The organism is Alcaligenes sp. PF14 (genome assembly GCF_037150615.1).
Lineage (GTDB): Bacteria > Pseudomonadota > Gammaproteobacteria > Burkholderiales > Burkholderiaceae_B > Alcaligenes > Alcaligenes phenolicus.
Genome location: NZ_JBAGRS010000005.1, coordinates 294,611 through 320,739 on the forward strand (window position 1 = coordinate 294,611; position 26,129 = coordinate 320,739).

General features: G+C 55.2%; 23 protein-coding genes. 7 read left to right on the top strand and 16 right to left on the bottom strand.

Annotated features, from left to right (window positions below; genetic code table 11):
* Positions 1-103: 103 nt before the first annotated feature.
* Complete coding sequence (locus tag WFM49_RS12810; RefSeq protein ID WP_336973595.1) at positions 104-2,059, bottom strand: sigma-54-dependent Fis family transcriptional regulator; 1,956 nt, start codon at positions 2,057-2,059, stop codon at positions 104-106.
* Between the two features lie 256 nt (positions 2,060-2,315).
* On the opposite strand from WFM49_RS12810, the gene WFM49_RS12815 reads away from it, so the two are divergent.
* The 3 genes from WFM49_RS12815 (at position 2,316) to WFM49_RS12825 (ending at position 4,233) form a co-directional block, all read left to right on the top strand.
* A complete protein-coding gene (locus WFM49_RS12815) occupies positions 2,316-3,119 on the top strand; it encodes a helix-turn-helix domain-containing protein (RefSeq protein ID WP_009456883.1) in 804 nt (267 codons plus the stop codon).
* 93 nt (positions 3,120-3,212) lie between these two features.
* Positions 3,213-3,929 (top strand): AzlC family ABC transporter permease, encoded by a 717-nt coding sequence (locus WFM49_RS12820; protein WP_336973597.1) that lies wholly within the window; start codon positions 3,213-3,215, stop codon positions 3,927-3,929.
* Complete coding sequence (locus WFM49_RS12825; protein WP_009456887.1) at positions 3,922-4,233, top strand: AzlD domain-containing protein; 312 nt, start codon at positions 3,922-3,924, stop codon at positions 4,231-4,233. Before WFM49_RS12820 ends, WFM49_RS12825 begins: the two co-directional genes overlap by 8 nt.
* 56 nt (positions 4,234-4,289) lie before the next feature.
* On the opposite strand, the gene phnX is transcribed toward WFM49_RS12825, so the two are convergent.
* The 4 genes from phnX to psrA form a co-directional block, all read right to left on the bottom strand.
* The gene (gene phnX, locus WFM49_RS12830) at positions 4,290-5,117 is read right to left on the bottom strand and encodes a phosphonoacetaldehyde hydrolase (protein ID WP_035269761.1); all 828 of its coding nucleotides are present in this window, start codon (positions 5,115-5,117) and stop codon (positions 4,290-4,292) included.
* Positions 5,118-5,153: 36 nt separating this feature from the next.
* On the bottom strand, positions 5,154-6,023 hold the full coding sequence (locus WFM49_RS12835; RefSeq protein ID WP_035269759.1) for a LysR substrate-binding domain-containing protein: 870 nt from the start codon (positions 6,021-6,023) through the stop codon (positions 5,154-5,156).
* 22 nt (positions 6,024-6,045) lie between these two features.
* Entirely contained in the window at positions 6,046-7,341 is a 1,296-nt protein-coding gene (locus WFM49_RS12840) for an MFS transporter (RefSeq protein ID WP_035269757.1), read from the bottom strand.
* 128 nt (positions 7,342-7,469) lie between these two features.
* Positions 7,470-8,552, bottom strand: a complete 1,083-nt coding sequence (psrA, locus tag WFM49_RS12845) for an iron-containing alcohol dehydrogenase PsrA (RefSeq protein ID WP_336973601.1) — start codon at positions 8,550-8,552, stop codon at positions 7,470-7,472.
* Positions 8,553-8,800: 248 nt separating this feature from the next.
* Between psrA and WFM49_RS12850 the strand changes: the two genes are divergently transcribed.
* The 3 genes from WFM49_RS12850 to WFM49_RS12860 all read left to right on the top strand — a co-directional run bounded on the left by WFM49_RS12850 (position 8,801) and on the right by WFM49_RS12860 (position 10,802).
* On the top strand, positions 8,801-9,604 hold the full coding sequence (locus WFM49_RS12850) for an AraC family transcriptional regulator (RefSeq protein WP_009456898.1): 804 nt from the start codon (positions 8,801-8,803) through the stop codon (positions 9,602-9,604).
* Positions 9,605-9,766: 162 nt separating this feature from the next.
* Complete coding sequence (locus WFM49_RS12855) at positions 9,767-10,498, top strand: AzlC family ABC transporter permease (protein WP_009456899.1); 732 nt, start codon at positions 9,767-9,769, stop codon at positions 10,496-10,498.
* Positions 10,491-10,802, top strand: a complete 312-nt coding sequence (locus WFM49_RS12860; protein WP_009456900.1) for an AzlD domain-containing protein — start codon at positions 10,491-10,493, stop codon at positions 10,800-10,802. The genes WFM49_RS12855 and WFM49_RS12860 overlap by 8 nt, the downstream gene beginning before the upstream one ends.
* An 81-nt stretch (positions 10,803-10,883) precedes the next feature.
* Here the strand turns inward: WFM49_RS12860 and WFM49_RS12865 are convergent, their stop codons facing one another.
* The 7 genes from WFM49_RS12865 to glmS form a co-directional block, all read right to left on the bottom strand.
* Positions 10,884-12,131, bottom strand: a complete 1,248-nt coding sequence (locus WFM49_RS12865) for a type II toxin-antitoxin system HipA family toxin (protein WP_336973604.1) — start codon at positions 12,129-12,131, stop codon at positions 10,884-10,886.
* 404 nt (positions 12,132-12,535) lie between these two features.
* Positions 12,536-12,886, bottom strand: coding sequence for a DUF6616 family protein (locus tag WFM49_RS12870; RefSeq protein WP_009456904.1), 351 nt, complete (start codon positions 12,884-12,886; stop codon positions 12,536-12,538).
* 279 nt (positions 12,887-13,165) lie between these two features.
* Positions 13,166-14,407 (bottom strand): YncE family protein, encoded by a 1,242-nt coding sequence (locus tag WFM49_RS12875; protein ID WP_324576824.1) that lies wholly within the window; start codon positions 14,405-14,407, stop codon positions 13,166-13,168.
* Between the two features lie 31 nt (positions 14,408-14,438).
* Complete coding sequence (locus WFM49_RS12880; protein WP_336973607.1) at positions 14,439-16,973, bottom strand: TonB-dependent siderophore receptor; 2,535 nt, start codon at positions 16,971-16,973, stop codon at positions 14,439-14,441.
* Positions 16,974-17,262: 289 nt separating this feature from the next.
* Complete coding sequence (locus tag WFM49_RS12885) at positions 17,263-18,213, bottom strand: FecR domain-containing protein (protein ID WP_336973609.1); 951 nt, start codon at positions 18,211-18,213, stop codon at positions 17,263-17,265.
* A gap of 59 nt (positions 18,214-18,272) precedes the next feature.
* Positions 18,273-18,842, bottom strand: a complete 570-nt coding sequence (locus WFM49_RS12890; protein ID WP_336973611.1) for a sigma-70 family RNA polymerase sigma factor — start codon at positions 18,840-18,842, stop codon at positions 18,273-18,275.
* A gap of 233 nt (positions 18,843-19,075) precedes the next feature.
* A complete protein-coding gene (gene glmS, locus WFM49_RS12895; protein ID WP_022983659.1) occupies positions 19,076-20,902 on the bottom strand; it encodes a glutamine--fructose-6-phosphate transaminase (isomerizing) in 1,827 nt (608 codons plus the stop codon).
* Between the two features lie 201 nt (positions 20,903-21,103).
* On the opposite strand from glmS, the gene WFM49_RS12900 reads away from it, so the two are divergent.
* Positions 21,104-21,580, top strand: a complete 477-nt coding sequence (locus WFM49_RS12900; protein WP_336973614.1) for an Lrp/AsnC family transcriptional regulator — start codon at positions 21,104-21,106, stop codon at positions 21,578-21,580.
* A gap of 7 nt (positions 21,581-21,587) precedes the next feature.
* Here WFM49_RS12900 and WFM49_RS12905 read toward each other — a convergent pair whose 3' ends face one another.
* From WFM49_RS12905 to WFM49_RS12920, 4 genes are all read right to left on the bottom strand, one after another.
* Positions 21,588-22,706 (bottom strand): glycosyltransferase family 4 protein, encoded by a 1,119-nt coding sequence (locus WFM49_RS12905; protein ID WP_336973616.1) that lies wholly within the window; start codon positions 22,704-22,706, stop codon positions 21,588-21,590.
* Positions 22,707-22,814: 108 nt separating this feature from the next.
* Positions 22,815-24,185 (bottom strand): bifunctional UDP-N-acetylglucosamine diphosphorylase/glucosamine-1-phosphate N-acetyltransferase GlmU, encoded by a 1,371-nt coding sequence (gene glmU / locus WFM49_RS12910; RefSeq protein WP_336973618.1) that lies wholly within the window; start codon positions 24,183-24,185, stop codon positions 22,815-22,817.
* 26 nt (positions 24,186-24,211) lie between these two features.
* Complete coding sequence (locus tag WFM49_RS12915; protein WP_336973620.1) at positions 24,212-25,084, bottom strand: PhaM family polyhydroxyalkanoate granule multifunctional regulatory protein; 873 nt, start codon at positions 25,082-25,084, stop codon at positions 24,212-24,214.
* A 44-nt stretch (positions 25,085-25,128) separates the two neighbouring features.
* Complete coding sequence (locus tag WFM49_RS12920; protein ID WP_009457498.1) at positions 25,129-25,956, bottom strand: NUDIX hydrolase; 828 nt, start codon at positions 25,954-25,956, stop codon at positions 25,129-25,131.
* Positions 25,957-26,129: the final 173 nt, after the last annotated feature.

Here is a 26,129-nt window from a genome sequence, read left to right on the forward strand (position 1 = left end):
AGTACATAGCAAACACCGTGCCAAACCGGGAGTGGCTTGTTTTAAAGGGGTGCCGCCTGTTTTAAGGCAGTGAAACTGTGCCAGCGGTGACACAGGTGGTGCATCAGGTGTCGCAACCTGTGCCAGAGGGCGACTCTTGGCGAGCTACGCCTGCCCGTTTGATATAACGATGCAAGGTGGACCGGCTGATACGCAACTGCCGGGCCGCTGCACTCACGTTATCGCCACAGGCCTGCAAAACCTGCTGCCAGGACGACTCTCCGGCAGAGACGGCTGCGGCCGTTGGGCTGCCTGTAGATGTGGCCAGACGCCGCTCTCGCAAGGCCTCCGGCAAATCCTGCACCTCAATGCAGGAACCTTCCGCCAAGGCCAATGCCAGCACCAGCGCATTGTCCAGCTCGCGTAAATTACCCGGCCACTCGTAGGCTTGCAGCGCTTGCCAGGCCTCGGGAGACAAACCGGGCACATCGCCTTTATTACGCCGATGCAATATCTGCTGCACCAACCATTCCAGATCACTACGCTGACGCAAAGCGGGCAAGGCCAGCACTGCCGCATTCAAGCGATACAGCAAATCCGCACGAAAGCGGCCTTGCTCTACCAAGGCACTTAAATCATGGTGGCTGGCTGAAATCACACGCAGGTCCACGCGCTTGCTTGTGCGTGCGCCCAAAGGCATCACCTCGGATTCGGCCAGCACACGCAGTAAACGGCTTTGCAGGGCCAGCGGCATATCGCCGATCTCGTCCAGGAACAGGGTGCCTCCATCAGCCGCCTCGATCAAACCCGCACGGCCCCGTGCAGCACCGCCGGTGTACGTACCGGCCAGATAGCCAAACAATTCGCTTTCAATCAGGCTCTCGGGCAAGGCCGCACAATTGACGGCCACAAAATTCCCGCCACGACCGCTGGCCGTGTGAATCGCACGTGCCAAATACTCTTTGCCCGAACCTGTTTCGCCCTGCAACAACACCGGCATTTCCCGCGTTGCCAAACGCGCGGCTTTCAATAGTATGGACTGCATGGCCGCATCTGTGCCTGCCAAACCTCGCAAGGCTTGTGGCAAGGCGGCATCCACGGCTGCCCCATCCATCCCCACAGACCGGTTGCTCAACACACGTCGGGGTTCAATGGCATGGGCAAACAGCACACTGCCATCACGTGCCATAACGACACGCTCCTGCGTGGGGCGGTAACGCATCAAGGTAGGCAACTGGTCCACTTCCAGATGCAGAAAGCGCATCAAGCTCTGCCCCAACAAGCCCGCAGGATTACGCCAATCCACCCCCGCCGCCCGCGCCAGAATGCGAGCACCCGTATGCGTCATGCCCTTGATACGGCCGGAGCCATCAATCGCAATAGCCGCTTCCGGATCAATATCCAGAAACTCCGGCGACTGCGACAAGCATAAAATCCATTCCTGACGGTGACAGGCCATCAAATTGGCCAGCTCAATACGGCGGGTCGCCGCATTGGCAAGGTGCAGGGCCAAACCTTGGCTGGCCTTGGCCTGCGGCGACTGCAGCAAGGATAAATCCAGCACCGCAGCCAGCTCGCCGTCGTAATGATAGATAGGCGCCGCCGTGCAGGACAGGGGCGCGTGCATATGATCGAAATGATCGTTTTGATGAATGGTCAGAGCCTCGCCCGTGTGCAGACAAGTGCCCACCGCGCAGGTTCCTGCACGCTCTTCAGACCATTCCGAGCCCATATACAGACCAGCCTGCCGCAAGGCATCACGCTGTCCATCCGAGCCCAGGAAATCAACCGTGACGCCCTTGTTATCAGATAGCAGCAGCACGTAATTCAGCCCGGAGACCTGCTGATAAAGACGCTCCAGCCCGGAGCGCGCAATATTGATCAGGGCTTCGGACTGCTGACGATGCTCGCGCAATTGGGAGTCCGGCACGATATAGGCCTCGCAAGCCTGCGCCGGGTCCAGTCTGTGATGCTCAATGCATCGTCTCCAGCTGTGGACCACAGCCTGATCGCGCCGGGACAGGCTGCCCTGCCAAACAGCCGTGATCTCTTGGACGTGTGCCACATGTGAAGACTGCATCAGACCTCATCCCGAAAATAGGCCAAGCCCCGGGCGGGCGTGGCCTATCTTTCAGTGTGCCGCCATGCTTAGCCGCCGTACATGGAGGTTTTCCTTGAGATGCGGTGCAGCAAAGCAGTGGTTTTGTGGCATCTTCCTATGACTAGCCCATAACCATGAAAAGTGTATTCACGACTACTATGGTTTTTATCATCAGGAATCTTATGCATCGATGAGCCATGGTCACTGCTAAATCAAACACAATTCAAACCAAGCCATGAACAGCCAAAAAGACTGGACGAAAATTTCCCAGACAAGCTCAAAGATAGAAAGAATGGAGGCGTTCTTTTCTGGCTATGGATTTTCGCCCCATCGACATGACACCTACGCTTTAGGCATCACCCTCAATGGTGTCCATCACTTCAATTACCAGAAATCAATGCGGCGCAGCCTGCCAGGCAATGCAGTGATCATCCACCCGGATGAACTTCACGATGGTGAGGCCGGAACCGAGGCGGGCTTTCACTACAAAATTCTTTATCTTCAGCCTGAAACGATTCAGCAGATACTGGGCGGCAAACCCTTACCGTTTATCCCCGGGGGGATTTCCTCAGACCAAAGACTGGTGTCTGCAATTGCCAATCTGCTCTCCAACCTTGATCTCCAGCTGGATAGTCTTGAGGAGGACGATGGTATTTATGACATTGCCCAAGCACTTCATGGCGCATCCCAGCCCCATAAGCGGCGGAAAAAATTGAATTATCAAGCTGCTGAGCTGGCTCGACAATTCATGCTGGATACCTCCGGCCAAGTCGTGACAATGGAGCACTTGGAGCAAGTCTCGGGTACAGACCGATGGAGTCTATCAAGGGATTTTCGTGCTTTATTTGGCACGAGCCCGTATCGCTACCTGAGTCTGCGGCGCCTTGAAAAAGCCAAAAAGATGATCATCACTGGCAACGCATTAGCCGATGTTGCCGCTGCCTGTGGCTTCACTGACCAAAGTCATATGACGCACCACTTCTCCAAAGTGTATGGGCTACCCCCCGGCCGCTGGTCCAAACTGATGCTGCGCGCCTAGCAGCCAACTTGCACGATCGTACAAGACCCTTTTCCGCCTCAGTAACTAGCATCTCGCTGGACTACTCAAGAATGTTTAGAACAAGGCAAGATCATGGCGAGCCGCAACACCACTAACGATGGCCTCCAAACACACAGCATCAGGCAAGTTTTTATCAGAGTGCTTCCATCCGCTCTGGCTATTGTTCCTGTGAGCATGTTGTTCGGCGTTTTAGCGTATCGAGCCGACTGGAGCACTCTTGAAATTCTGGCTGCTGGTCTGCTGGGTTTTACGGGTAGCGGGCAGTTTGCTGTACTGCCGCTGGCTGAGTCCAACGCCAGTTTTCTGACAATACTGATTATTTGCGCATCTATTAACTGCCGCTACTTTCCTATTGCCCTCACAACTGGCAAGCGGCTGCCCAAGCCCTTTGTCTCTCGGGTTCTGGTGTCGCACATGCTGGGGGACGAGGCGTATGCCACGGAAAGAAATAACGACACTGTGGCAGAGACTATCTGCATACGACTCACCATATTCACATTCTGGGTAGTTTCAGGGGTGTTGGGAGCAGTCATTGCCAAGTCCATTCCACCTGCCTGGCTGAGCACCAATATTCATCTTGGTTTTCCCGCCAGTGTGGTGCTTGTCTATCTGTCTGCCCTGCAACTGAAGACAAGAATCATCGGCATTTACCGCAAGCAGATTGTGTTGATTGCCCTATGCATGGCCTTGGCGATCGCTTTCTATTCCTTGCTTGGAGCAACATATTTTTGGCTCCCTAGCGTAATGATCAGCGCCCTACTTTTAGATAAATGGAAAGCCCGTGAATGAAGGAATCAGTAGTTCAATCGCCGCACTCTTTTTAACCAGCCTGCTAGTTCGAGTCTTACCCGTGGCTTTTAATTTTCAGTTTCCTGATAGGCTTGCCAAATGGATGGAGACGATCTTACCGTCAGCTGTTTTTCTAAATTTCCTTGTTTATATTTTCATGCAGGAAATACAAATTGCAGCCATACCTGCTCTGCTTGCTCTCAGCATCACCGCCCTTCTGGCTTACTGGAATCGCGGCGGCCTGTTCTTAGGCGTGCTAGGCGGCTGCAGCTCGTACTATTTGTTGAGTACTGTGTTTGTTTGAGATAGAAAACCCAGGTCCAGCATGATGCCAAACCTGGATTTCGCAAATACCTCAAATCAGCTGCTTTGAGGCATCTCCCCATTGGCCAAGCGGCGGTTGATGTCTGCCAGCACCTCGGGCAGATCAACAATGGTATCGATCAGATAATGCGGGCGCGAATCGCTGAACATGGCCCCAATACGCTCGCGTTCGCTTTGCAGCTTGTCGGCAGGCAGCTTCTTGAACTCATCGTAGGTCAGACCCAGAGCATTGCCCGAGCAGGTCAGTGCCACGGTCCACATTCCCGCACTGCGTCCCTCCACAATGCCGGGCCAGGTGTCATCTACTTTGACGCAGGCGGCCACGTCCGACACACCCAAGGCAATCACGTTGGCCAGCGACTGGGCCGGGTACGGGCGGCCATTGGGCACCTCATCCGTTGCGACCACGCATTCTGCCATGTAGCCATTTTTCGCTGCCAGTTCGACCACTTTATCCATGACCACTTTGGGGTAGCCAGAACAGGATCCTACTTTGACACCGGTACTTTTCAGGTTGGAGATCACTTCCAGCGCTCCCGGAATCAGGGCCGAATGCTCGGCAATTTTTTCGATCTGCAAAGGCATGAAGCGCTCGTAAATCGCCGTGACATCGTCGTCGCTGGGGACACGGCCAAACTTGGCTTTATAGCGCTCGGCAATCTCGGGCACATTGCACAAGGTGCGGATGTGATCCCACTTGCCCATCCCCATGGGGCCACGAGCTTCTTCCAGGGACACTTGCACACCAAACTCGGCAAAAGCCTCGACAAAAATCTGCGTGGGTGCAAAAGAGCCAAAATCAACGACAGTGCCTGCCCAGTCAAAAATAACGGCCTGTACTTGTTGAGGTTGCTGATACGTCATCATCGTTCTCCAAACGCGAAATGCGGTGTAAACAAGCTAATGGGTGGATTCCAGATCCATGAACAAATCATTAATAAGTGGTCGGTCTTTTCGTAATTCCAGGCAGCACAGGTAGTAGTCGATATAAAAAGGATGCTGGTCGAACGTGATCAGCCGGGTACCGGGAATATCCACATACTCCGGCGCTGAGACAAAACCAATGCCCAGCCCTTTACGTATGGCATGCACAATGGCCTCGCGGCTGTTCAGTTCCATCACGCAATTGATCCTGATCTGATGCTGCCTGCAACCCTCCTCAATAATCTGGCGGGTGCGTGAACCTTGCTCCCTCAGCACGACAGGCTCATCCTGAAGCTGCTGAACCGATACCCGACCCTGCGAGCACCAGGGATGCTTTTCGGGCACTACAGCCACCACCGGATAGCGCTGGTAAAGCCGGGTGTACAAGCTTGGATCTGATTTGGGATGCGCCAGCAAGGCCACATCCACATCAAAGTCGTACAGCTTTTCCAGCACCTCGCTGGCCGAGGCAAAGTAGGTTTTCAATTCAATATCCGGATTGTTCTGCCCCAGCTTGAAAATCAGATCCATCGCGATAGGTGGCGAGACCGCCCCCACTCGCAACAGGCCGGATTTACGCTGCTTGAAACTCTCCAGCAATTGCACCGCTTCCTCTTCAAGATCAAACAAGGGTTTGGTGATCTCGTAGAGCTGCTGTCCGGCCGAGCTCAGTTCCAGCTGATTGCCGGAGCGATAAAACAGCTCGACATCAAAACGCTTTTCCAAAGCCCGGACTTGTTCGCTGACGGTAGGCTGCCCAATGCTGAGATAACGTGCGGCCGAGGTGAAACCGCCGGTATGGGCGACGGCATAAAACGATCTCAACCATTTGTGGTACTGGTGCATGGACAAGCCTCAGGAGTGATGATTAACGACGTATGAATAGTGCCACCAGCGCACTGCAGGCACACGCAATCAACACAATCACAAAGATCAGCGAGGTATCCCCCGTCGAATCCAGGACGCTCCCGATCATGGGCTCGGCCAGACCGGCGAACAGATAGGAAGAAAAGTTCATGACACCGGTTGCCGTGCCCGAACGTTTGGCTCCCACCAGATCGGGACACAAAGCCCAGAAGCTGGAAGCGGGTCCATACACAAAGAAACCGCACAGAAATAGCGCCACCAGGCCCAAAGTGCTATGAACCGGCAAGGTCCACATCCACAGACTGGTCAAGGCACCCAGGCTCGTATAGAGCATGATGGCCAGGTAACGCTTGGAGCCAAACAGACGGTCTGAAATCCAGCCATTGCTCAGCGCTCCAACGGCCATGCCCACTGGCAGAGCGATCGTGATCCACTTGGGATCAATCAGGCTATCGCCCGTCTTCCAGTCCGCGCCCAGAAAATGGACCGGCACCCAGACAATCAAGCCGTATCGGGCTGCATTCTGAAAGCCCAGGGACAAGGCAGCGATCAGCAGGCGCTTGTTTTTCAGAACAGCCTTGTAACGCTCCCAGGAGGACTCCTTCTCCCCTTCCAGCGCCTTGGCCTGATCGTTGGCATTGGCCACTCCCGTATCGGCCAAAGGCTCAAAACCCATATCCTCTGGCCGCTCGCGAGCAACCAGATAAAACACGATTCCGCCCAGCAACATCAGCAATACGGGCAGCCGGAAAATCCAGCGCCAGTCCAGATGCATGACATCGATCACCACGATCGAGGTGACATACGACAGAATCGACGCACAGCCTGCAGCAAACACGTATAAGCCATAGGCCTTGCCGCGCTCGGACACACCCCACCAGTTGGAGATCAGGCGACTGCCCGGTGCCCAGCCCAGCGCCTGAAAGTAGCCATTGGCACCCCAGGGAATGATCAGGCTGAAAAAACCAGTGGCAAAGCTGGCTACCCAGTTCGCGCCACACGACAGAATCGCCCCAGCAGACATGATGCGACGACCGCCATACTTGTCCGCCAGATTGCCATTGATGGCTTGTCCAATGGCGTAGGCCCATAACAAGGCGGCCGATACCCAGCCCAGGGCAGCACTGCTAAAGCCAAACTCTTCTTTCAAACCCGGAATTGCAAACCCGAAAGTCTGCCGCCCGGTATAGAAAAACAGATAACAGAACATCGCGGCCAGCAGCATGCGCCATTGGGCCCGACGAAACGAAGACCCGGATGCCGCCGTGGCCCCCGACAGACTTGTTGCGTGATTCATAACCAGCTCCTTTCACTCCCCCGCTGCTGGCAAGCCAGGCCAGAGGAGTGCTCTATTCATGCGGTATGAGAAGGGGGGGAATCTTTCCTCTCTCCCTTCATTCGTTTGTCTCTCGTTTTTTTTATGACTCAGGCGGCGATAAAGTTCTTGCCGCGTGCACCCTGCATGGCATAAGTGATCATGGCAGCCTGCTCGTCCGGCCCTACGCCGTAGTCCTCAAACTCGGTCTTGACGCCCACACTGAGCAAGAAGTCCCGCAAGTGAGCTTGAGCCTGCTTGCGATCAGGGCCAAACAGGCTTTCAAACACCAGATCCCGGGATGGATCACAGCCCCAGGCCAGGCCCAGTACAAAGGGCAAGGTAAAGGAGCAAGCAATGCCATGCGGCAAGCCGTGACGCAAGGTCATTTCGTAAGAGATGGAGTGCGCCAGGGCGGTCTTGGTATTGGAAAACGCCATGCCCGCTTTCAAGGCCGCCAGCGCCATTTTGGAGCGCAGCTGGATATTACCCAGATCCTTCTGCAGCAAGGGCAAATAGGTAAGGATGTCCTGAATGGCAGAGACCGCAAAGGTGTCAGAAATGGGGTTGGCATTCACATTCCAGATCGACTCCAGGGCGTGCGACAAGGCATCCAAACCCGTTGAGACCGTCACTTTTTCCGGCACTGTCAGCATCAACTCCGGATCAATAATGGCAACGGCAGGCCAGGTTTGTTCCAGATGCAAAGAGTATTTTTTCTGTGCTTGCTGATCCCAGATCGTGGCCCACGGAGTGACCTCGCTGCCGGTCCCTGCGGTTGTAGGCACCGCAATCAAGGACTTGGCCTGAACAGGAGTAAAAGCCTTGCCGGTGGACAAGAGATCCAGCAGTTCCTGGAAGGTGCCCGTCTGAGTCCCCACAATCAGCGCCTTGGCCGTATCAATGGCACTGCCCCCGCCCACGGTCAGCACAATGTCCGTTTGCCCGGCTTGCTGCCAGAAGGACTCGTAAACATCCTTCAAGTAACTGACATCGGGATTTGGCTGCACATCTTCGACAACATGAATCAGCCTGTCGCCCAGCAAATTCCCGATACGCTCAACCAAACCCAGCCCACGAGCCTCCGGAAAGGTCACCAAGGTGACTTTCTTGTTGGCCGCCAAGGTAGAAATTTCATTCAAACTTCCCGGGCCGAAGCAGGTACGAACCGGGTTGGAAAAATACGCCGTCATGGTTTGCCTCCTTATTGTTGCTAGTCATCGTAGAGAGGCATACCAAGGGCGACAAATCGATTAATTCGCACTGGCTATCGATGCAACCAATAAGGTGCCAGCGGTAAAACACCTTTTCATGAACACGTATGGATGAGTCACCCGGAGCTCAGCAGCCAGGAAAAGCAGGAATCAGGACTGCTATGATGTATCCCGATAAAACAGCGTATTAATAGATAACAAGGGCCATACCAATCGAGTCTTAGAAAATGCAAAGCAAGAAAGACTGGACGAAAATCTCCCAACCAACGTCAAAAATAGAAAGAATGGAGGCTTTCTTTTCCGGTTACGGCTTCTCTCCCCATAGACATGACACATATGCCCTGGGCATTACGCTCAACGGTGTGCATAACTTCAACTACCAGAAGTCAATGCGGCATAGCCTGCCCGGTAATGCAATCGTGATACATCCAGATGAGCTGCACGACGGCGAGGCAGGAACCGAAGCTGGATTTCACTACAAGATCCTTTACATCCAGCCAGAAACCATTCAGCAAGTATTAGGAGGCCGCCCTCTACCATTTATTCCGGGAGGGACCTCTTCTGATCAAAGGATTGTGTCTGCCATTTCCAATATGCTCAGCAGCATGGAATTCCAATTGGATAGTCTGGAAGAAGACGATGGAATCTATGACATAGCCCAGGCACTTAGTAACGCATCACAAAAAAGCAGACAGCGAAAAAAACTCAATTACAGAGCCGCTGAACTGGCCAGGCAGTTCATCCTCGATACGCCCAGTTCAGCTCTTACCCTGGATCAGCTAGAGCACGTTTCCGGTACGGATAGATGGAGCCTATCGAGAGACTTCCGTACCTTGTTCGGGACAAGCCCTTATCGTTACGTAAGCCTGCGACGCCTTGATAAGGCAAAGAAAATGATCCTCACTGGAGCCGCCCTGGCTGATGTCGCTGCCGCCTGCGGGTTCAGCGATCAAAGTCATATGACACACCAATTCTCCAAGGTGTACGGCTTGCCTCCTGGTCGGTGGGCCCAGCTAATGCACCGCTCCTAGAGAAAACTTGCACGATCGTACAAGACCCGTTTGCACCTGGATCGCTAGCATGTCTTTGGACTCTACAGACAGACGACATGGCTCATCTCATGCAATGACTAGTTCCTTAAGGTCAGCCGAGCTTCAGCCTTAATCACGAACACACGTCTATGACCTGAGCGTATGCAAGACTATTCAAAAACAAAGACTGCCCCAGACACAGATCAAAAAGCGAATGCGCTCATCCCGCAGGCTCTTATCAGAGTGCTCCCATCCGCTCTGGCGATTGTTCCGGTCAGTATGCTGTTCGGTGTGCTGGCGTATCGAGCCGACTGGAGCGTTCTTGAAATCCTGGCCGCTGGCTTGCTGGGATTTACGGGTAGCGGGCAGTTTGCTGTACTGCCGCTGGCTGAGTCCAACACCAGTTTTCTGACAATACTGATTATTTGCGCATCCATTAACTGCCGCTACTTTCCTATTGCCCTCACAACTGGCAAGCGGCTGCCCAAGCCCTTTTTCTCTCGGATTCTGATATCTCACATGCTGGGTGACGAGGCGTATGGCACGGAACGAAATAGCGACACGGTGGCAGAAGCCCTCTGCATACGACTCACCATCTTCATATTCTGGGTAGTTTCCGGGGTGTTGGGAGCCGTCATTGCCAAGTCCATACCACCTACCTGGCTCAATACCCATATTCATCTCGGTGTCCCAGCCAGTGTGGTGCTCGTCTATCTGTCTGTCCTGCAACTGAAGGCAAGGATCATCGGCATGTACCGCAAGCAGATTGTGTTGATTGCCCTGTGCATGGCCTTGGCTATCGCCTTCTACTCCTTGCTTGGCGCGACTTATTTTTGGCCCCCGAGCGTAATGATCAACGCCCTACTTTTAGATAAATGGAAAGCCCGTGAATGAAGGTATCAGTAGTTCCATCGCCGCACTCTTTTTGACCAGCCTGCTCGTGCGAGTCTTACCCGTAGCTTTCAATTTCCAGTTCCCAGATAGGTTCGCCAACTGGATGGAAACAATCTTACCTTCAGCGGTTTTTCTAAATTTCCTTGCTTATATTTTCATGCAGGAAATACAGATTGCAGCCATACCTGCTCTGTTTGCTCTCAGCGTCACCGCCCTTCTGGCTTACTGGGGTCGCGGCGGGCTGCTCCTTGGCGTGTTAGGCGGCTGCACCTCATACTATGTGTTGAGCACGGTGTTTGTTTAATAGAAAACCCTGGCTCAGCATGACGCCGAACCAGGGCTACGCAAGTACCTCAAACCCAAGCTTTGGGGCACGTCCGAGTCACTACATAATGCGCATGCGCTGCAACCCTTCAGACAGCCGCTCCTGCATGAGCGACTCCAGGCGAGGCCCAAGCAGGAGGCGCACCTGATCAAACCGCCCTTCTATCCTGTCCAGCAGCCCGTCAAGCAGCTCTACCGCCTCTTCATCACCTGACAAGCCAAAGGCTTTGGCATCATGTAAGGCATTGGCTCGGCTGATCTGGCGGCTTCCATGACTCAACTCCATCGCCAGATACTGAGGGGTGAAATCTGGATTGGGAACGACATCAAAAGCGGGCGTCAAACGCCACCGGCCCTGATCATGAAGATAATGAATGGCATGGTTGCGGGGATGATCATCGTCATTGCCAATGACCGCGTTGAAAATCATGCGACAGAACAATTCAATGGCATCCTCCTGAGGCGCACCTATCATCGTCAACGTTCGAGCCAAGTTGGGATAACTCCAGGCCGATGAGCCTGAATGACCGGGGTACTCCGTCTGCAACAAGGATGCCGCACTCAATGTCATGACCCGAAGGCCATGTTGGCGGTCAAACCTCAATGAGCGCATTACACTCAGTGCGGAATCTTCCCCAAAGCCCGTGTATGCGGTTTGGGCAAAGTTCAAGCCCACTGCCCGGCCCCACTCTTGAGTTGCATGCTCAAGACGCGGAATATCCTCGGTATCAGATGGCAGGATCGGCTTCACAAGCCAGAACTGATCTCCATCACGAACGGTTGCTTTGGGTCTTGCCCCTCCCATGCTGGGCGTGGCCATCAGTCGTCGACGCAAATGCGGGTCCACCGGAGGGCGGCGCAACTGCATGGCTTGCAGCTCTGCGCTCAGCTTTTCAATTTCTGTGATGGGCGGTGCGGACAATTCTGCGATCGAGGGTTTAGGCGAAGAGCCGACCGCCAATGCTCCCCAACGCTCCGCATTACCAGCCTTCAGAAGATAAGCATGGTTTGGAGAGCTATCGCTTAATCCGTGTTGCCTTTGAATGAGTAACCGGCCCCAGGCGTCGGGACAAGTATCACGTAGCGCATCATGCAGGCCACCGTAGCGACTCGCCTGAATTGGGACGGAGCCACTCAGCGGTAAGTTAACCGGATCAATTGACCATGGCAGACCTGCATCCCGATAGCTGGGCGCATACATGAACTGGCCAAGCTGGGCTGACGAGTCGTGGATATACCGGCCAACGGTCACCCATTGCCCCGTATCAGGCCGCTGCAAATAGACGTATAGAGGCTTAGAAATACTCATCGTCATCTCTGTCCAGTCTTGCGCGCCCCTTCATATCCCCACTGCTCCAATGAGCATCAGGCATAGGCACGATGGATTCGAGCAGACCGAGTGCTGCCAGGGCAGTCAAATAGCTCCCCATCGCCACAGCCGGATCGCCTCGCTCCATTCGGCGTAATGTACTTTCCGAGACCTCGACTCTTGAGCTGAAGACTTGAGCTGTAATTTTCTGAGCGACACGTTGAGTACGAATGCAGCGCCCCCACACCAGAGCCCGTGACTCGACGGCTGGCAGGTAAAACGGGGCAGGAGCGAGTTTCCTGGGCATGGTGCAGACAACCATAATCGTTCATAGATAACCGTTTATATCACATAAACTCTGATCTATGAACGTTTTTTAACCGCCCCGCCTGACTGCCTGCCCCTCAAACAGGCTGAGAATCCTTAGCCAGCTCCGCCAGGTGTTGAGCAAAACCCCCTTCTGCTCCCGCCGCATTCACATGATCGAAGTACTCGTACCAGCCACTGGCTTTAATGCCGGCCAGCAAGGCCCGGCAAGCTTGTTGATCAGGGAAGCGCCAAACACCCATGAAACGGTGCGCACTGGAGCAATCAATATCGCGCTCGGTAGCGGTCAGGGCCAGCACTTCAATACCAAGGGTTGAGAGGCCGCCCATCGCCTCCTGAAGACCTGCCAGGAAGGTCTGGCGCTGCTCGACGGGCAAGGCATTCCACTTGGCATTAGGCGTATAAAGCTCGATCAAATAATGAGACATGAGCTGTTTTCCTTTCACTGAGGATACGTAATAGGGGCTGAAGAATTGGATATGTAGCGTTTACAGGTGGAGCAACAAAGAAATGGCGTGCAGCGCAAGACTGCAGCACTGTTTGCCCCATTTCCACATAGAACATATCATTTGATTAGATATCTAATCTTATAGATTAAGAATAAATTTCGCAAGCAATCCATACGCGTAAAAAAGCCCGAGTTCGGCATCACGCCAAACCCGGGCTTTGGGTCCCACCTTGTCAATCAATCAGGCTGCTTTGGCCTTTTAGAACTGGATACGCACCATACGCTCTTTAGTCCCTTTTTCCTTGCTGTTGCCGTCGTTCTTCACCGACACGTACAAGGCTTTTTCAGCGGGGATATATTCCAAGCTGTTGGGGTGTGGAGCCAGCTCAATGGTTTGCAGCGGCTTGTAGTTCACCGTATCGAAAATACTGACCGAACCCTTGCCCTCTTTCTCGCGCACACCGCCTCGGTTAGCGACAAACAGACGCTGGGACTCGGCGTCAAAACGCACACCAATAGGCACTTCGCCGGTAGGCATGGTTGCCAGGGGTTTACCGTTGGATGCATCCAGCACAAACACTTGATGACCAGCGCTGCGGCGCTTGTATTCACGCTCCAGATGCAGGTTACGCGCGTCATCACGGTCAATCCCCTGGTCCACACCGAACAATCGGTTCTGCGCCGGGTCATACGCCAGGTTCAGCAACTGGTCGGCTTCAATTTCCCAGACCTGATCGATGTTCAAGGTCTGGGTGTTCACGACCATGATCTGGCCCTGCATATTGGAGACAAACAATCGGTTATTGGCCTCGTCCAGGGTAATGCCCACGACGTTATAGCCAAAGCCAGGCAGTACTTTTTCCAGCTCCAGGGTCTGGGTGTTTATAACGAACAGCACACTGTCAAAACCCAGGCCCAAGCCAGGCGCGAACACACGGTGGTTTTTCTTGTCCACGACCAGTTCACGCGTCTTGTACTGGAAGTCCTCGGTAATCTTGAAACGCTCCATCATCTTCAACAAGCCATCTTTACGTGCCTGACCGAAGTCAGCAGCATTGATGGCGTCCTGGAAATTGATTTTTTCCTGCACAGGAATGCGCTTCATTACCTCGTTCTTGGCAGTATCGACCACGGCGATCGTGCCGTTGAAGCCTTGAGTCAGATACAGGCGGTTGGCGGCATCATCCAGAGCAACCCCAAAGCTCTTGGCTTCCATGGGAATCTCTTGCTTGATTTCCAGGGTCTTGGGGTCCAGCACCAGCGTGCGCGACAAGGTCTCGTCCTTCCAGTTGGGCGAGGACACGTACAAGCTGGATTGAGCGGGGCTGAAGACAATTTCCAGAACTTCGGCGGCAGTCGGTTTTTGCATGATCTGTGCTTGGGTAACGGCTTGGTAGCCCACAGGGGCAGGAGTCTTGGCGTGTACGTAGCCCGTGGACAAGGCCATTGCAACAGCAAGGTACAGACCACGAACAAGATGGCGAGTCGTAATTGGCGTCATAAGGGTAGGCTCGAGATAAAGGAAAAAGGAATTACCACTGGTAGTCGATCGACAAGTGCACGTTGCGCGGCGCACCATAGCGGGCACGGAAAATCACGAAGTTGTCGTAGTAACGCTTGTCGAACAAATTGTTTACCGTGAGCTTGGCATTCCAATGCTGGTTCACGCGGTAATTGGCATGCAGGCCAACCAGGGCATAGCTGCTATGGGTGTCTTCCAGCAGCTTGCCATTGCTGGCGGTATAAGGACGGCCAGCCGTCCACAAATCACGCTTGCCAAACCAGTTCACGGTGGCACCGGCGCTCAAGCCTTGCAACGCACCGGAGAATTGGTACATGGTGCCCAGACGGAAGGTTTGGCTGGGAATGTAGGTGTTGATCCGCTCGCCTTCACCGTTTTTAGTGCTGGCGTAGCTATAAGAAGCAAACACATTCCAGTTGTTGGTCAGTGCGCCGCTTAGCTCCACTTCAAAACCTTTGGTTTTGTTGCCAGCGCCCGAAGACACGTAGGGGCGGCTGCCATCAGGCAATAGGAAGTCATCCGGCACCGAAGGGTCCAGCACGGCCAGATTGTTCTGAAGGGTCTCGAAAGCGGCTAGGGAGAACTGCAGGGCCTCCTCCATCAAGCTGCCTTTCAGACCAATTTCACGGTTAACCCCGGTAATGGGATCCAGGAAGTTCTCGTTGATGTCCTTGTAGCTTTGCGGCTGGAACAGGCGGGTATAACTGGCGTAGGCCGTCAGGTTCGGGTTGATGTCATACGTCACCCCAAAGTACGGCGTAATTTCATTACGGTTGCGCAGCTCGTTGGACACGCCGGTGAACTGGCCGGTTTTACCGTAGTTGTCACGGTAGGTTTTGTAGTCCGACAAGCGCATGCCCATGATCACATTCAAGGGATCAATAATGTTCAAGCGCGTGCCGGCAAAGAAACCGTATTCGCGTGTGTGGACCCGGTTCCATTCACCTGTGCGGCTGACGCTGGGCTCGGGCATATAGCCGTCCCAGTCGTAAATATTGGGGATGAACCAGTTGCGGGTATCGCTGACCTGCATGGTGTACGTGGTGTCACGCTTGCGAGTGCCGTTAAAACCGAACATCAGCTGGTGCTCGCGGCCAAACAGCTCGAAAGGACCATTGGCCGACAACTCCAGGTTGTCCTGATGGCGATAGCCATTGGCGGCCAGGTTGGCGCGGATGCCTATACCGGATCCGTCCGGGCGCACCACCGGATTCACGCCCTGCCCCAGGCCAGTAATCAGGGCATCGCCATCGTCACGTTGATGGCTGTAGCTGAGCTTGGCATTCCACTTGTTTTCAAACTCATGCTCGACCGAGAAGAAAGCGTTTTGATGCTTCTTGTCCCAGTAGGTCCAATCCGGCACCAGCGACATGGAGCGCGAAACGTCAATACGGTCGCCCTCGCTGGTAAACAAGGGCACACCCATATTGCCTTCGCCTCGCAGCTTGGCGGTCTGGTAGTCGTAGCCAGCGGTCAGCAAGGTTCTGTCTGTCAGGTCAAATTCCAGCATGCCGGACAGCAAATCGTTCTTGTGGTCCTGGCGATCCATGAAGGAGTCCGCCTGCTTGCGCGAACCAATAACACGCATACGCAAACGGCCGTCTTCAGTCAGCGGGCCGGTCACATCCGCCGTCACGCGTTTGTCGCTCCAGGAGCCGTAGTGGGCGCTTAACTTGCCGCCAAATTCTGCTTGCGGACGTTTGCGAATCAAGTTGATCAAGGCGGAGGGCTCGCCGGTAGGCGACAACAAACCTGTCGCTCCGCGCACGACTTCCACACGGTCGTATAAATCCATATCCAGAGAAATAGGATTGAATGCTCCACGTCCGGCAGCACGGTAGCTGCTTTGCACGCCATCCACTTGCACATTGCTGATGTCAAAGCCACGGGCCTGAAACTGAAACCCGCCTCCCACCGCGGCCGTATTGGCCGTCACGCCGGTGGTAAAGTTCATCACATCATCGAAGCTGGTCAGGCCGAAATCGTCCATTTGCTGGCGCGTCATCACACTGACCGACTGCGGCGTGTGCTGGGTGTCCATATTCAAACGAGTAGCGGTGCTGCTGGTGCCATTGAGCGTGTACAGGCCGGTGTCCTCAGTCGCCCGATTCAGGGTGCCTTTGACACGCACGGGTTCCAGCTGAGTTGTTTCCGTGACGGGCCACAAGTTCACCGTACTGGCATCGCGCGAGTAACGAATGCCCGTGCCTGCCAGCAAAGTATCCAAAGCCTGCACCACGCTGTAATTCCCCTTCAGGCCCGAGCTTTGCTTGCCTTCGGCCACGCTACCTGCGCCGACCAGGTAGACCCCGCTTTCTTGCGAGAAGCGCATCAACACCCGGCTCAAGGGGCCTGCTGGTATGTCATAACGCTGTGTCTTGTCTGCCGTCGGGCTGCTTCGCGTGGTCGCCTGGGCAGGCGAGGTACTGGCAATAAACGCGCTACCGGCCATCAAGACATACAGGGCCAAGGCCAGTGGACGCAAAGGGGCGCAATGCGATCCTGCATCCTTGGACAGGGAAAGGGGATCGGGGCGACGATGCATAAGGAGACATCCTTCAAAAACACGGGTCAGTCACAATAAAAACGATGAACCTGAACGATGTTCTTGCGTTGATGTTCAGTACTGAGCAGCCACGGCGGGCTGCCTCCTGCTTCATTGGCCTCACGCCAATCAGGTCCTCTTACTGTCTAAAACCACCAAGTCTCCAAAACCCGGAACCTGCTTTTGCATCTTTTTTGAGGTTTTTTGGCCAAAATCCGGCAAGCCTTTGAATCTGATAGGTTTTTATTTTTATTATTTATGACCATCGTTGGTGAAATGCCCTGCTCAATCAATCCAGAGCTTGCACACTGGTCCACCAGGGCATGGGCTGATCGATGCGAATCGGCAATGCTGAAGCCAGCATTTTCAGCACGCGGTCCGTGTCATGAATGGGGAAGCTGCCATAGACCTTCAGATCGGCCACTGCCTCATCTACACCTAGATAGCCTTTGCGGTAACGGCTCAATTCCTTGATCACGCTACGCAAGGCAATGTTGTCAGCCACCAGCACGCCTTGGGTCCAGGCTTCGCGCGCCTGATCGGCGTCCATGCTTTGCCGGATACGCTGCGCACTAAAGTGCATCTGCTTGCCCGCCTGTACCGTGGCGGTGTTTTGACCTTTTGCCGTAGACACCTGCACAGCCCCTTCGTAGACCGCCAGCTGCGTACAGTCCTTGTCCATACGCACATTGAATTGCGTGCCCAAGGCACGCATATTGCCCTGCGGAGTTTGAACAGTGAACGGTCTGTCCGTATCGTCTTTGGCCGTCTGAATGAAGATCTCGCCGGAGATCAAAACAATATGGCGAACCTGCGCAGTGAACTGCACATCAATCGCAGAGGCGGTGTTCAGCCACAGCCGGGAACCGTCTGCCAGCACAATCTGGTTCTGCTCTCCGGTTTGTGTAGAGTGGTCAGCCGCCAAAGCCAGAACACTGGAGGGCAGCCAGGACTGACGCCAGCCCAGCCAGCTTAGAACTCCCGTGCCTGCCAGTACGGCGACACTGGTCAGCACGCGACGGCGCTGATGCAAACGCTCGTTAGCCGTATGCAATTTCTCTACCACACGGCGCGAATCCGGCGTGGTACGCACAGGCTCAAAACTGCGGCTGACTTCCTCCACATAACGCCAAGCGGTGCTGTGCATCTCGTCCTGCTTGAGCCAGCTCTGCCAGGCAGAGCGCTGCGCCGCACTGGCTTTGCCATCGCGCAGGCAGGCATACCATTCAGCGGCTTGCATCAAAACGGCATGGGGAGGTGTAGCGGGAGAAGAAAAACTGGAGCCGTGCTTCATGAGGCTTAGTATTGAGGTTCCTGACGCAATTCGGCGACGGTCTGGCAAGCATGCAGGCTGATGCAGCCCAACATGGCTTGTGCCACGTACTTGCGCACCATGCGGCCGGAAATGCCCATTTCCGCGCCGACCTCATCGTCTGTCATCTCGCAAATGACGGCCAGGGTAAACGCCTTGGCCGCTTTGGGAGACAGGCTGCTGAGCATGGCGCTGATCTCTTCCAGCGCCTGCAAAATCATGGCCTGGCGTTCTGCGGAAGGGTAAAAGTTCTCGGGTGTAGCAGCCAGAATATCCAGCCAGGCCTGTTCAATTTCCTGACGTCGCCACAGATTGATGCACAGGTTTTGTGCCGTCTTGCGCAAGTAGGCGCGGGCCTCGCCAGGACTGGTAAATTGCCAGCGAGAACGGCTGCTTAACAAACGTACAAAGGTGTCCTGCGCCAAGTCAGCCGCCTGGTCCGCGCCACCCAAGCGGTGATGCAGCCAGCGCTGCAACCAACTATGGTGGTCGCAGTACAGTGACTCGACCGACTCGGCCGAATACATGCCTGACAAGGGAAGAACTGAAGATGACACGAGGGTACTCCGCACCGCTAGATAATGAGAATCGTTATCAATTATAGAGTGTGAGCTGCAAAATCCGCTAGCGGTGTGTGTTTGCAGCGACACATAAACTGGCTTTCAGGCAAGGCTCACCCTCTTTCGCAGGATTTATTTCCCTATAAAAACCACTCGAAAATTGCCAAACGGCGAAGAATGCAAAAAGAGCCGCATAAGCGGCTCTTTACGGTCGATGTAATCTGAAAAACTTATTCGACAGTCACACTCTTGGCCAAATTCCGTGGCTTATCCACGTCCGTGCCACGCGAGCAAGCCGTGTGATACGCCAGCAATTGCAGGGTCACGGTGTGCAAGATGGGGGACAGCTTGCCGTAGTGCTCTGGCATACGGATCACATGCACACGCTCGCTGCTGCCGATGCGGGTATCGGCGTCAGCAAACACGTACAGCTCACCACCGCGTGCATGGACTTCTTCGATATTGGATTTCAGCTTTTCCAGCAGTTCATCACGTGGGGCGATAGTGACCACGGGCATGGCTTCGGTGACCAGGGCCAGAGGGCCGTGCTTCAGTTCACCAGCTGGGTAGCCTTCGGCGTGGATGTAGCTGATTTCTTTCAGCTTCAACGCGCCTTCCATGGCGATGGGGTAATGCATGCCACGGCCCAGGAACAAGGCGTTTTCCTTGCTGGCAAAACGATCCGCCCAGGCCATGATCTGTGGCTCCAGAGCCAGCACAGCCGCGATAGCGGTAGGCAAGTGGCGCAGGGCTTTCAGGTAGTCGCCTTCCTGCTCCTGATTCAGGTGACCTTTGACTTGAGCCAATGCGATAGTCAGCAAGAACAAGGCGGTCAGCTGAGTGGTGAAGGCTTTGGTGGAAGCCACACCAATTTCCACACCAGCGCGGGTGATGTAGGACAGCTTGCACTCACGCACCATGGCGCTGGTGGCCACGTTGCAGATGGTCAGGGTCTGTTCCATGCCCAGGCTGCGGGCATGTTTCAAGGCGGCCAGCGTGTCAGCCGTTTCGCCGGACTGGGAAATCGTCACCACCAAAGTGCGCGGGTTGGGCACGCTGTCGCGGTAGCGGTACTCGCTGGCAATTTCCACATTGACGGGGATTTTGGCCAGAGACTCAATCCAGTAGCGAGCGGTCAGACCGGCGTAGTAGCTGGTGCCGCAAGCCAGAATCAGCACATTGTCGATGTCCTGGAAAACCTTGTAGGCCTGGTCACCAAACAACTCGGGTGTGACGCTTTCAATGTCTTGCAAGGTATCGCCTACAGCGCGGGGCTGCTCGAAGATTTCCTTTTGCATGAAGTGGCGGTATGGGCCCAATTCAGCGGCTGCGGTGTGCAGATGTACGGTATGTACAGGGCGATCGACGGCGCGGCCGTCCTTGTCCATGATCCACACTTTATTGATCTGCAGATCAATCACATCACCGTCTTCCAGGTAGATGATTTGATCGGTGGTGCCGGCCAATGCCAAGGCATCCGAAGCCAGGAAGTTTTCATTCTGGCCCACACCTACAACCAGCGGCGAACCATGGCGCGCACCCACCACGCGATGTGGCTCGTCCTGACAGAACACAGCGATGGCGTAAGCCCCCGTCAAGCGACGGATGACCTGCTGCACGGCCTCGAACAGATCCCCGTTGTACAGGTGGTCGATCAGGTGAGCGATAACCTCGGTGTCGGTTTGGCTCTCGAACACGTAGCCAATGCTTTGCAGCTCGGCGCGCAGTTCGTCGTGGTTTTCGATGATGCCGTTATGCACCAGCGCAATACGTGCTTTGCCCTTGCCGGAGAAGTGCGGGTGAGCATTATGAGTAGCAGGCGCGCCATGGGTTGCCCAGCGAGTGTGAGCAATGCCGGTAAAGCCTTGCAGATGATCTGCCTTGACCTGTTCTTGCAGTTCGGCCACGCGTTGAGTACTGCGTGCCCGCAACAACTGGCCCTGCGCATGAACAGCTACGCCGCAAGAATCGTAGCCCCGGTATTCCAGACGCTTCAAACCTTCCAGCAGCACGGGGACAATATCGCGTTGCGCTACCGCGCCAACAATTCCACACATAGCCAACTCCTGTTCATGGCCCCTTTCGGTGGGCCAACTAATCAATTCAATCCGCTTATTCTGATCTGAATCATGAAAAATTTTATGTCTATTTTTTCCTCGAAATGAATTAAAATTTCATTTAATAATCAATATGAAAGAAAAGATAAATTCATTTTATTTAACGGAATTTTATTTCATCATAGATAGATAAACATTGTCATGATTGAACTGGACGAGCTGGATTTACGCATTCTGGAGCAACTGCAAAATGATGCTTCCATCAGCAATCAAGCGCTGGCTTTGCGCGTGCATGCCTCTCCCCCGACCTGCCTGCGGCGAGTACGTCGTTTAAGCGAACAAGGGGTAATTCGCAGGCAGGTTGCCTTGCTGGACCCGGAGCAACTGGGCCCCAGCTTGACGGCCATTGTGGAGATTACGCTGGACCGTCAGGGTGAAGAATACCTGCAGCAATTCGAGCGCCTGATGGCCCCCGAAGCAGCGGTGACGCAATGCTATCGCGTTTCGACCGGGGTGGATTTCATTGTGATCTTGCAAGTCAGCGACATGACGGCGTATCACAAGCTGGCTCACGCTTTATTCACCAGTCAGGCGAATATCCGCAATATACGCAGCTTCTTTTCGATTCATCAGGCCAAGTTCGAGACGCGGATGCCTTTACCTGCACCAAAGATGTAAGCCGGGCTCAGTTCCGTACACGTTGCTGTACCAGTTGCTGATACAGACGCAAGTAACGCTGCGCCATGACAGCGGGGTCATGCTCCTGTTGCACCCAGCGATGCGCCAGCGCTGCCTGTTGCCGCGCTGCTGTCGGATTGCTCAAAGTGTCATCCAGAGCCTGGGCAATGGCTTGTGCATCCCCAACCGCACATAATTTGCCGCGTCCATTATCCAGCAGCTCACTCAGGCCGCCCGCCATCGTGGCCGTAACGGGAACGCCGTACACGAACGCATCCAGGACGCTGGAACCCAGGGCTTCATGCCGGGAGCTCAGGACAAAGCCGTCCATCAAGCGATAAGCCTGTTCGGGGCGGGCTTCAAAACCAGCCAGCTTGTAGCAGTCTTCCAGGCCCAACTGCATAATCAGTTCCTGTGCCGCCGAGGTCTCGGAGCCAGGCGCACCGAAATGCAGAAACACAAAGTCCTGACGACGCTGATACAAGGCATGAACCGCGCGTATCAAAGTCTGGGGGTCTTTCTCGGACGTCAGTGCCGCCATCGTCCCCAGAACGTGCAAGCCCTGCGGATTCCACCGCAGCCGCAAGTGGTTCACATAGGCTTCATCCTGCTCGACGTACTCGATGGCACTAGGAATCACATCTACGGAAAAGCCCAGGCGACGCGGCTCTGCCGCTGCTGCCTGGCTGATCGCTACCAAACGATCCGCCTTGCGCCACTTCCAACGCGTGCGTCGTTCCTTGGAAGTCAAAGCGCTGTCTGGCTGCTGTCCGCTACGTTGCTCGACGCGTTTGCGGTCAATCGGAAAAGCCGTGCGGCGCGTAAAGACCACCCGTTTGGGCAACCAGAAATGCAGCAAGGCCAGCCAGCTCATGCAGGACGCGGTTTGGGAATGGACGATATCAAAACCCCGGCCATGCACCAGTAAATAACGCAGCGCGGCACCCACGGAGGCGCATTCCACCACACTCACGCCCTGCTCTTTAGCACGCCTGGCCAACGCTTCATCACGTCGGGCCAATAGACTGACCTGATGACCAGCCTGCTGCATCTGCTGGATGCTCAGCAAGGTTTGCCGCTCACCACCGCGCCAGCCGCGCTCGAAGTTAAGCTGCAGAATGCGCATGACGACGATCCAGAATCAGCCCATCCGGGCACTGTGTGCCACAAGAGCAAGCAGCAATGCTCCCCTTGCGATGCAAAGGGAGAAATACCGAAGATGGGCTAACACACATCAAGATTTGCGAATCGGGCGCTTCCAGCCGGACACGCTGCGCTGTTCCGAACGCGACAAGGTCAGCTGATCATCCGGTGCATTGCGCACCAGGGTCGTACCCGCGCCAATCGTTGCGCCACGGCCTACCGTCACCGGAGCCACCAGTTGCGTATCCGAGCCGATGAAGGCATCGTCACCAATCACGGTGCGGAACTTGTTCACGCCATCGTAATTGCAGGTGATGGTGCCTGCGCCAATGTTCACACGCAGCCCCACATCGGCATCACCGATATAGGCCAGGTGATTGGCTTTGGAACCTTCACCCAGCTGGGTGTTCTTGATTTCCACGAAGTTGCCCACGTGGGTGTGATTGGCCAGAACAGCACCAGGGCGCAGACGGGCGTAAGGGCCGATACGGGCTTCTTCGCCAACCTGGGCTTGTTGCAGATGGCTGAAAGCTTCGATTTGCGTACCGGCACCAATCGTCACGTCACGCAGCACGCTATGCGGGCCGACACGCACGCCGTCTTGCAACACAACCTTGCCTTCAAACACGCAACCCACATCAATGAACACATCACGGCCACACTCCAGTGTGCCGCGCAGATCAAAGCGGGCCGGGTCGGCCAAGGTCACGCCTTTTTCCAGCAGACGGCGAGCCTGTTCTGCTTGCCACAGACGCTCCAGCTCGGCCTGTTGAATGCGGCTGTTCACACCCAGGGTTTCCCAACCAGCAGCTGGCTGAGCAGCTTGCACGGGCACGCCATCGGCAACCGCCAAGGCAATGATGTCGGTCAGGTAGTACTCGCCCTGAGCGTTGTCGTTGGTGATGCGGGTCAGCCAATCTTTCAGGCGCGCCGTCGGGGCTACCAGAATGCCGGTATTCACTTCTTTCACGGCACGCTCGGCTTCGCTGGCATCCTTGTGCTCGACAATGCGTTGTACGGTGCCGTCTGCACCGCGAATGATGCGGCCGTAGCCGGTAGAGTCTGCCAGTGTTTCGGTCAGCACGGCCACGCCTTGGCCACGCGCTTGCAGCAAGCGGCGCAAGGTGTCAGCCTGGACCAGAGGAACGTCGCCATACAGAACCAGCGTGGCGTCATCTTCCTGATCGCCACCGACCAGTTCAGGCACGGCCTGTTGCACTGCATGGCCCGTACCATGCTGAGGTTGTTGCAAGGCAAAGGCCAGCTCGGCCTGTGCGAAGGTTTGCTGAACGCGCTCGGCGCCATGACCCACCACGACCACAACTTTTTCCGGCTCCAGTTCACGTGCGCTGTCGAGCACGTGGGCCAGCATGGATTTGCCGGCGATAGGATGCAGTACTTTGGGCAGGTCAGACTGCATACGCTTGCCCATGCCTGCTGCCAGAATCACGATATTAAGCATAAAAATTTACCTACAAGGTTGGTCGATCAGTTCTTTTTGGTACTGCTTTTGGTGCTGCGCGTGGCGGTTTTTTTAGCCGCCGTCTTGGTGGCCGCCTTGGCCGCAGTTTTAGTGGCGGCTTTCGCTGCCGTTTTTACCGGCTTGGCTGCTGCCGGAGCACTGGTCTTGGCCGAAGTCTGGGCATTGGCAGCTGCCGGTTTGGAGGATTTGGCCGACGAGCCTGCCGCTTTAGCCTTGCTCGCCTGCTGACGATAATTTTCCACCTGCTGCATTGATGCGGCTGTGGCGGTCGCCATGGCATCAAACTGCTGTTGCAGCATGTTCCACCACGCTTGTGCAGCGGGATTGCCTGCACCGGCGTCCTGCTGGGCACCGGGCTGTTTATCTTTTGGGGCGTCCTGCTTGGCAGCCGCTTCGGGCTGTGGCGCAGCTTGTTGAGGCTGTGCCGAAGCATGCTGAGATGCCGTTTGCGATGCCGCTTCCGGCTTGTTGGCCCCAGACCTGGAATCTGAGGCAGCCGCGCTATCCGCCGCTGCCGTCATGGGATTGAAGGCCATAAAGGCTTCAAAGGGATTTTTCCCGCCCGCAGCCTGCGTACCTTGCTGTGCCATGGTCTTGATAGCCGCCAAGGTGGAGCGCTGAATCTCCAGACCCTGGATAGTCGTGCTCAGCATGGACAGGTTCAACTGCAACCAGCTTTCCACGGCACGCAAGTCACGAATACGACGATCCAGATCATCGGGGGACAAGCTGGGCATCATGCCCGAACTCAAATCGCCCGCACCACCGCTGGCCATGTTTTTCCAGGCCTGCGCCATCATGTCCATGCTGCGCAGCAAGGGATTGTTGCCGCCGCCCAGGGCATTGAAATCAGGTATACCAAAAGGATTCGGGTTCATGCGTAGCTCCCATCGGGTTGGTGCCTGCCCGGTGATTCCCAGGTTCAGGCCAGCTGTTCCAGATGCTGCTTGATGCTGTCGATCAGCACCACTTGCGCTTCCAGGGTGAACAAATCTGCTTCTATCATTTGCCAGGCTTCATCCAGCGTCAATAAGCGAAACTCACTAACCTCGCCGTCCATATTGCAGGGCCGTACATCGTCGGCCAGCACGCAATCGCTAACCAGAGCATTTTCCACTTGGTAGCCTTCCGGCAGGCGACGGTGCATGCGCAAGGACACACGCAAGGGGGTGCAATTGTCCAGCACGGACTCGGCCAACCCCGCTTCTTCATAACTTTCGCGTATCAGAGAGGTATGCAGCGATTCACCACTGACCGCCAATCCACCGACTAGCGTGTCCCACATATTCGGGTCTGTTGACTTGGTGGGTGAACGACGTGCGGCCCAGATACGGCCGTCTGTGGACCAACCATTCAAATGCACGGCTTGCGTCAAAAAGCCCAAGGGCCGTACCGCACCGCGTTCAATGCGCGACAGGCACTGCCCTTCTCCGACCACGTCCAGCAACTCGTCACGCCAGGCCCGAATGCAACCGCCTTCCTGCAAACGCAAGGCGACCTGATCCAGGACCTGAGCCAAGCTCAATTCCTGGCTGGGGCAATCGCTCAGACGCAAGACATCTTCTTCAATCGAGACCCCTGGCAAAGGCTCGATACAACGAGCAGCCTTGGGGGTGATCCATCCGGCAACGCGCCCATCAACAGTGACAGGACGGCTGCCAGGCGGGGGCAATTGTTGCAGCTGACTGGTCAAGCTGGCCATGCGCTGACGCAGGGCCTGAGTAAGTGATCGGTTCTGGAACAAAGTCATAGTCCGCGATTGTAATTCAAGCCTTGTCCCATTACGGCTTTTGTAGCGTTTAGTCCAACCTTGTCTTCTAGGGACATACCCTGCCCTTGAAGGCTAAAGCAAGTTCTATATAATTTCCGTGAACAGATAAGCTACTAAAAACTTCGAGCGGACCAGCACTTAGCTGCGACAAG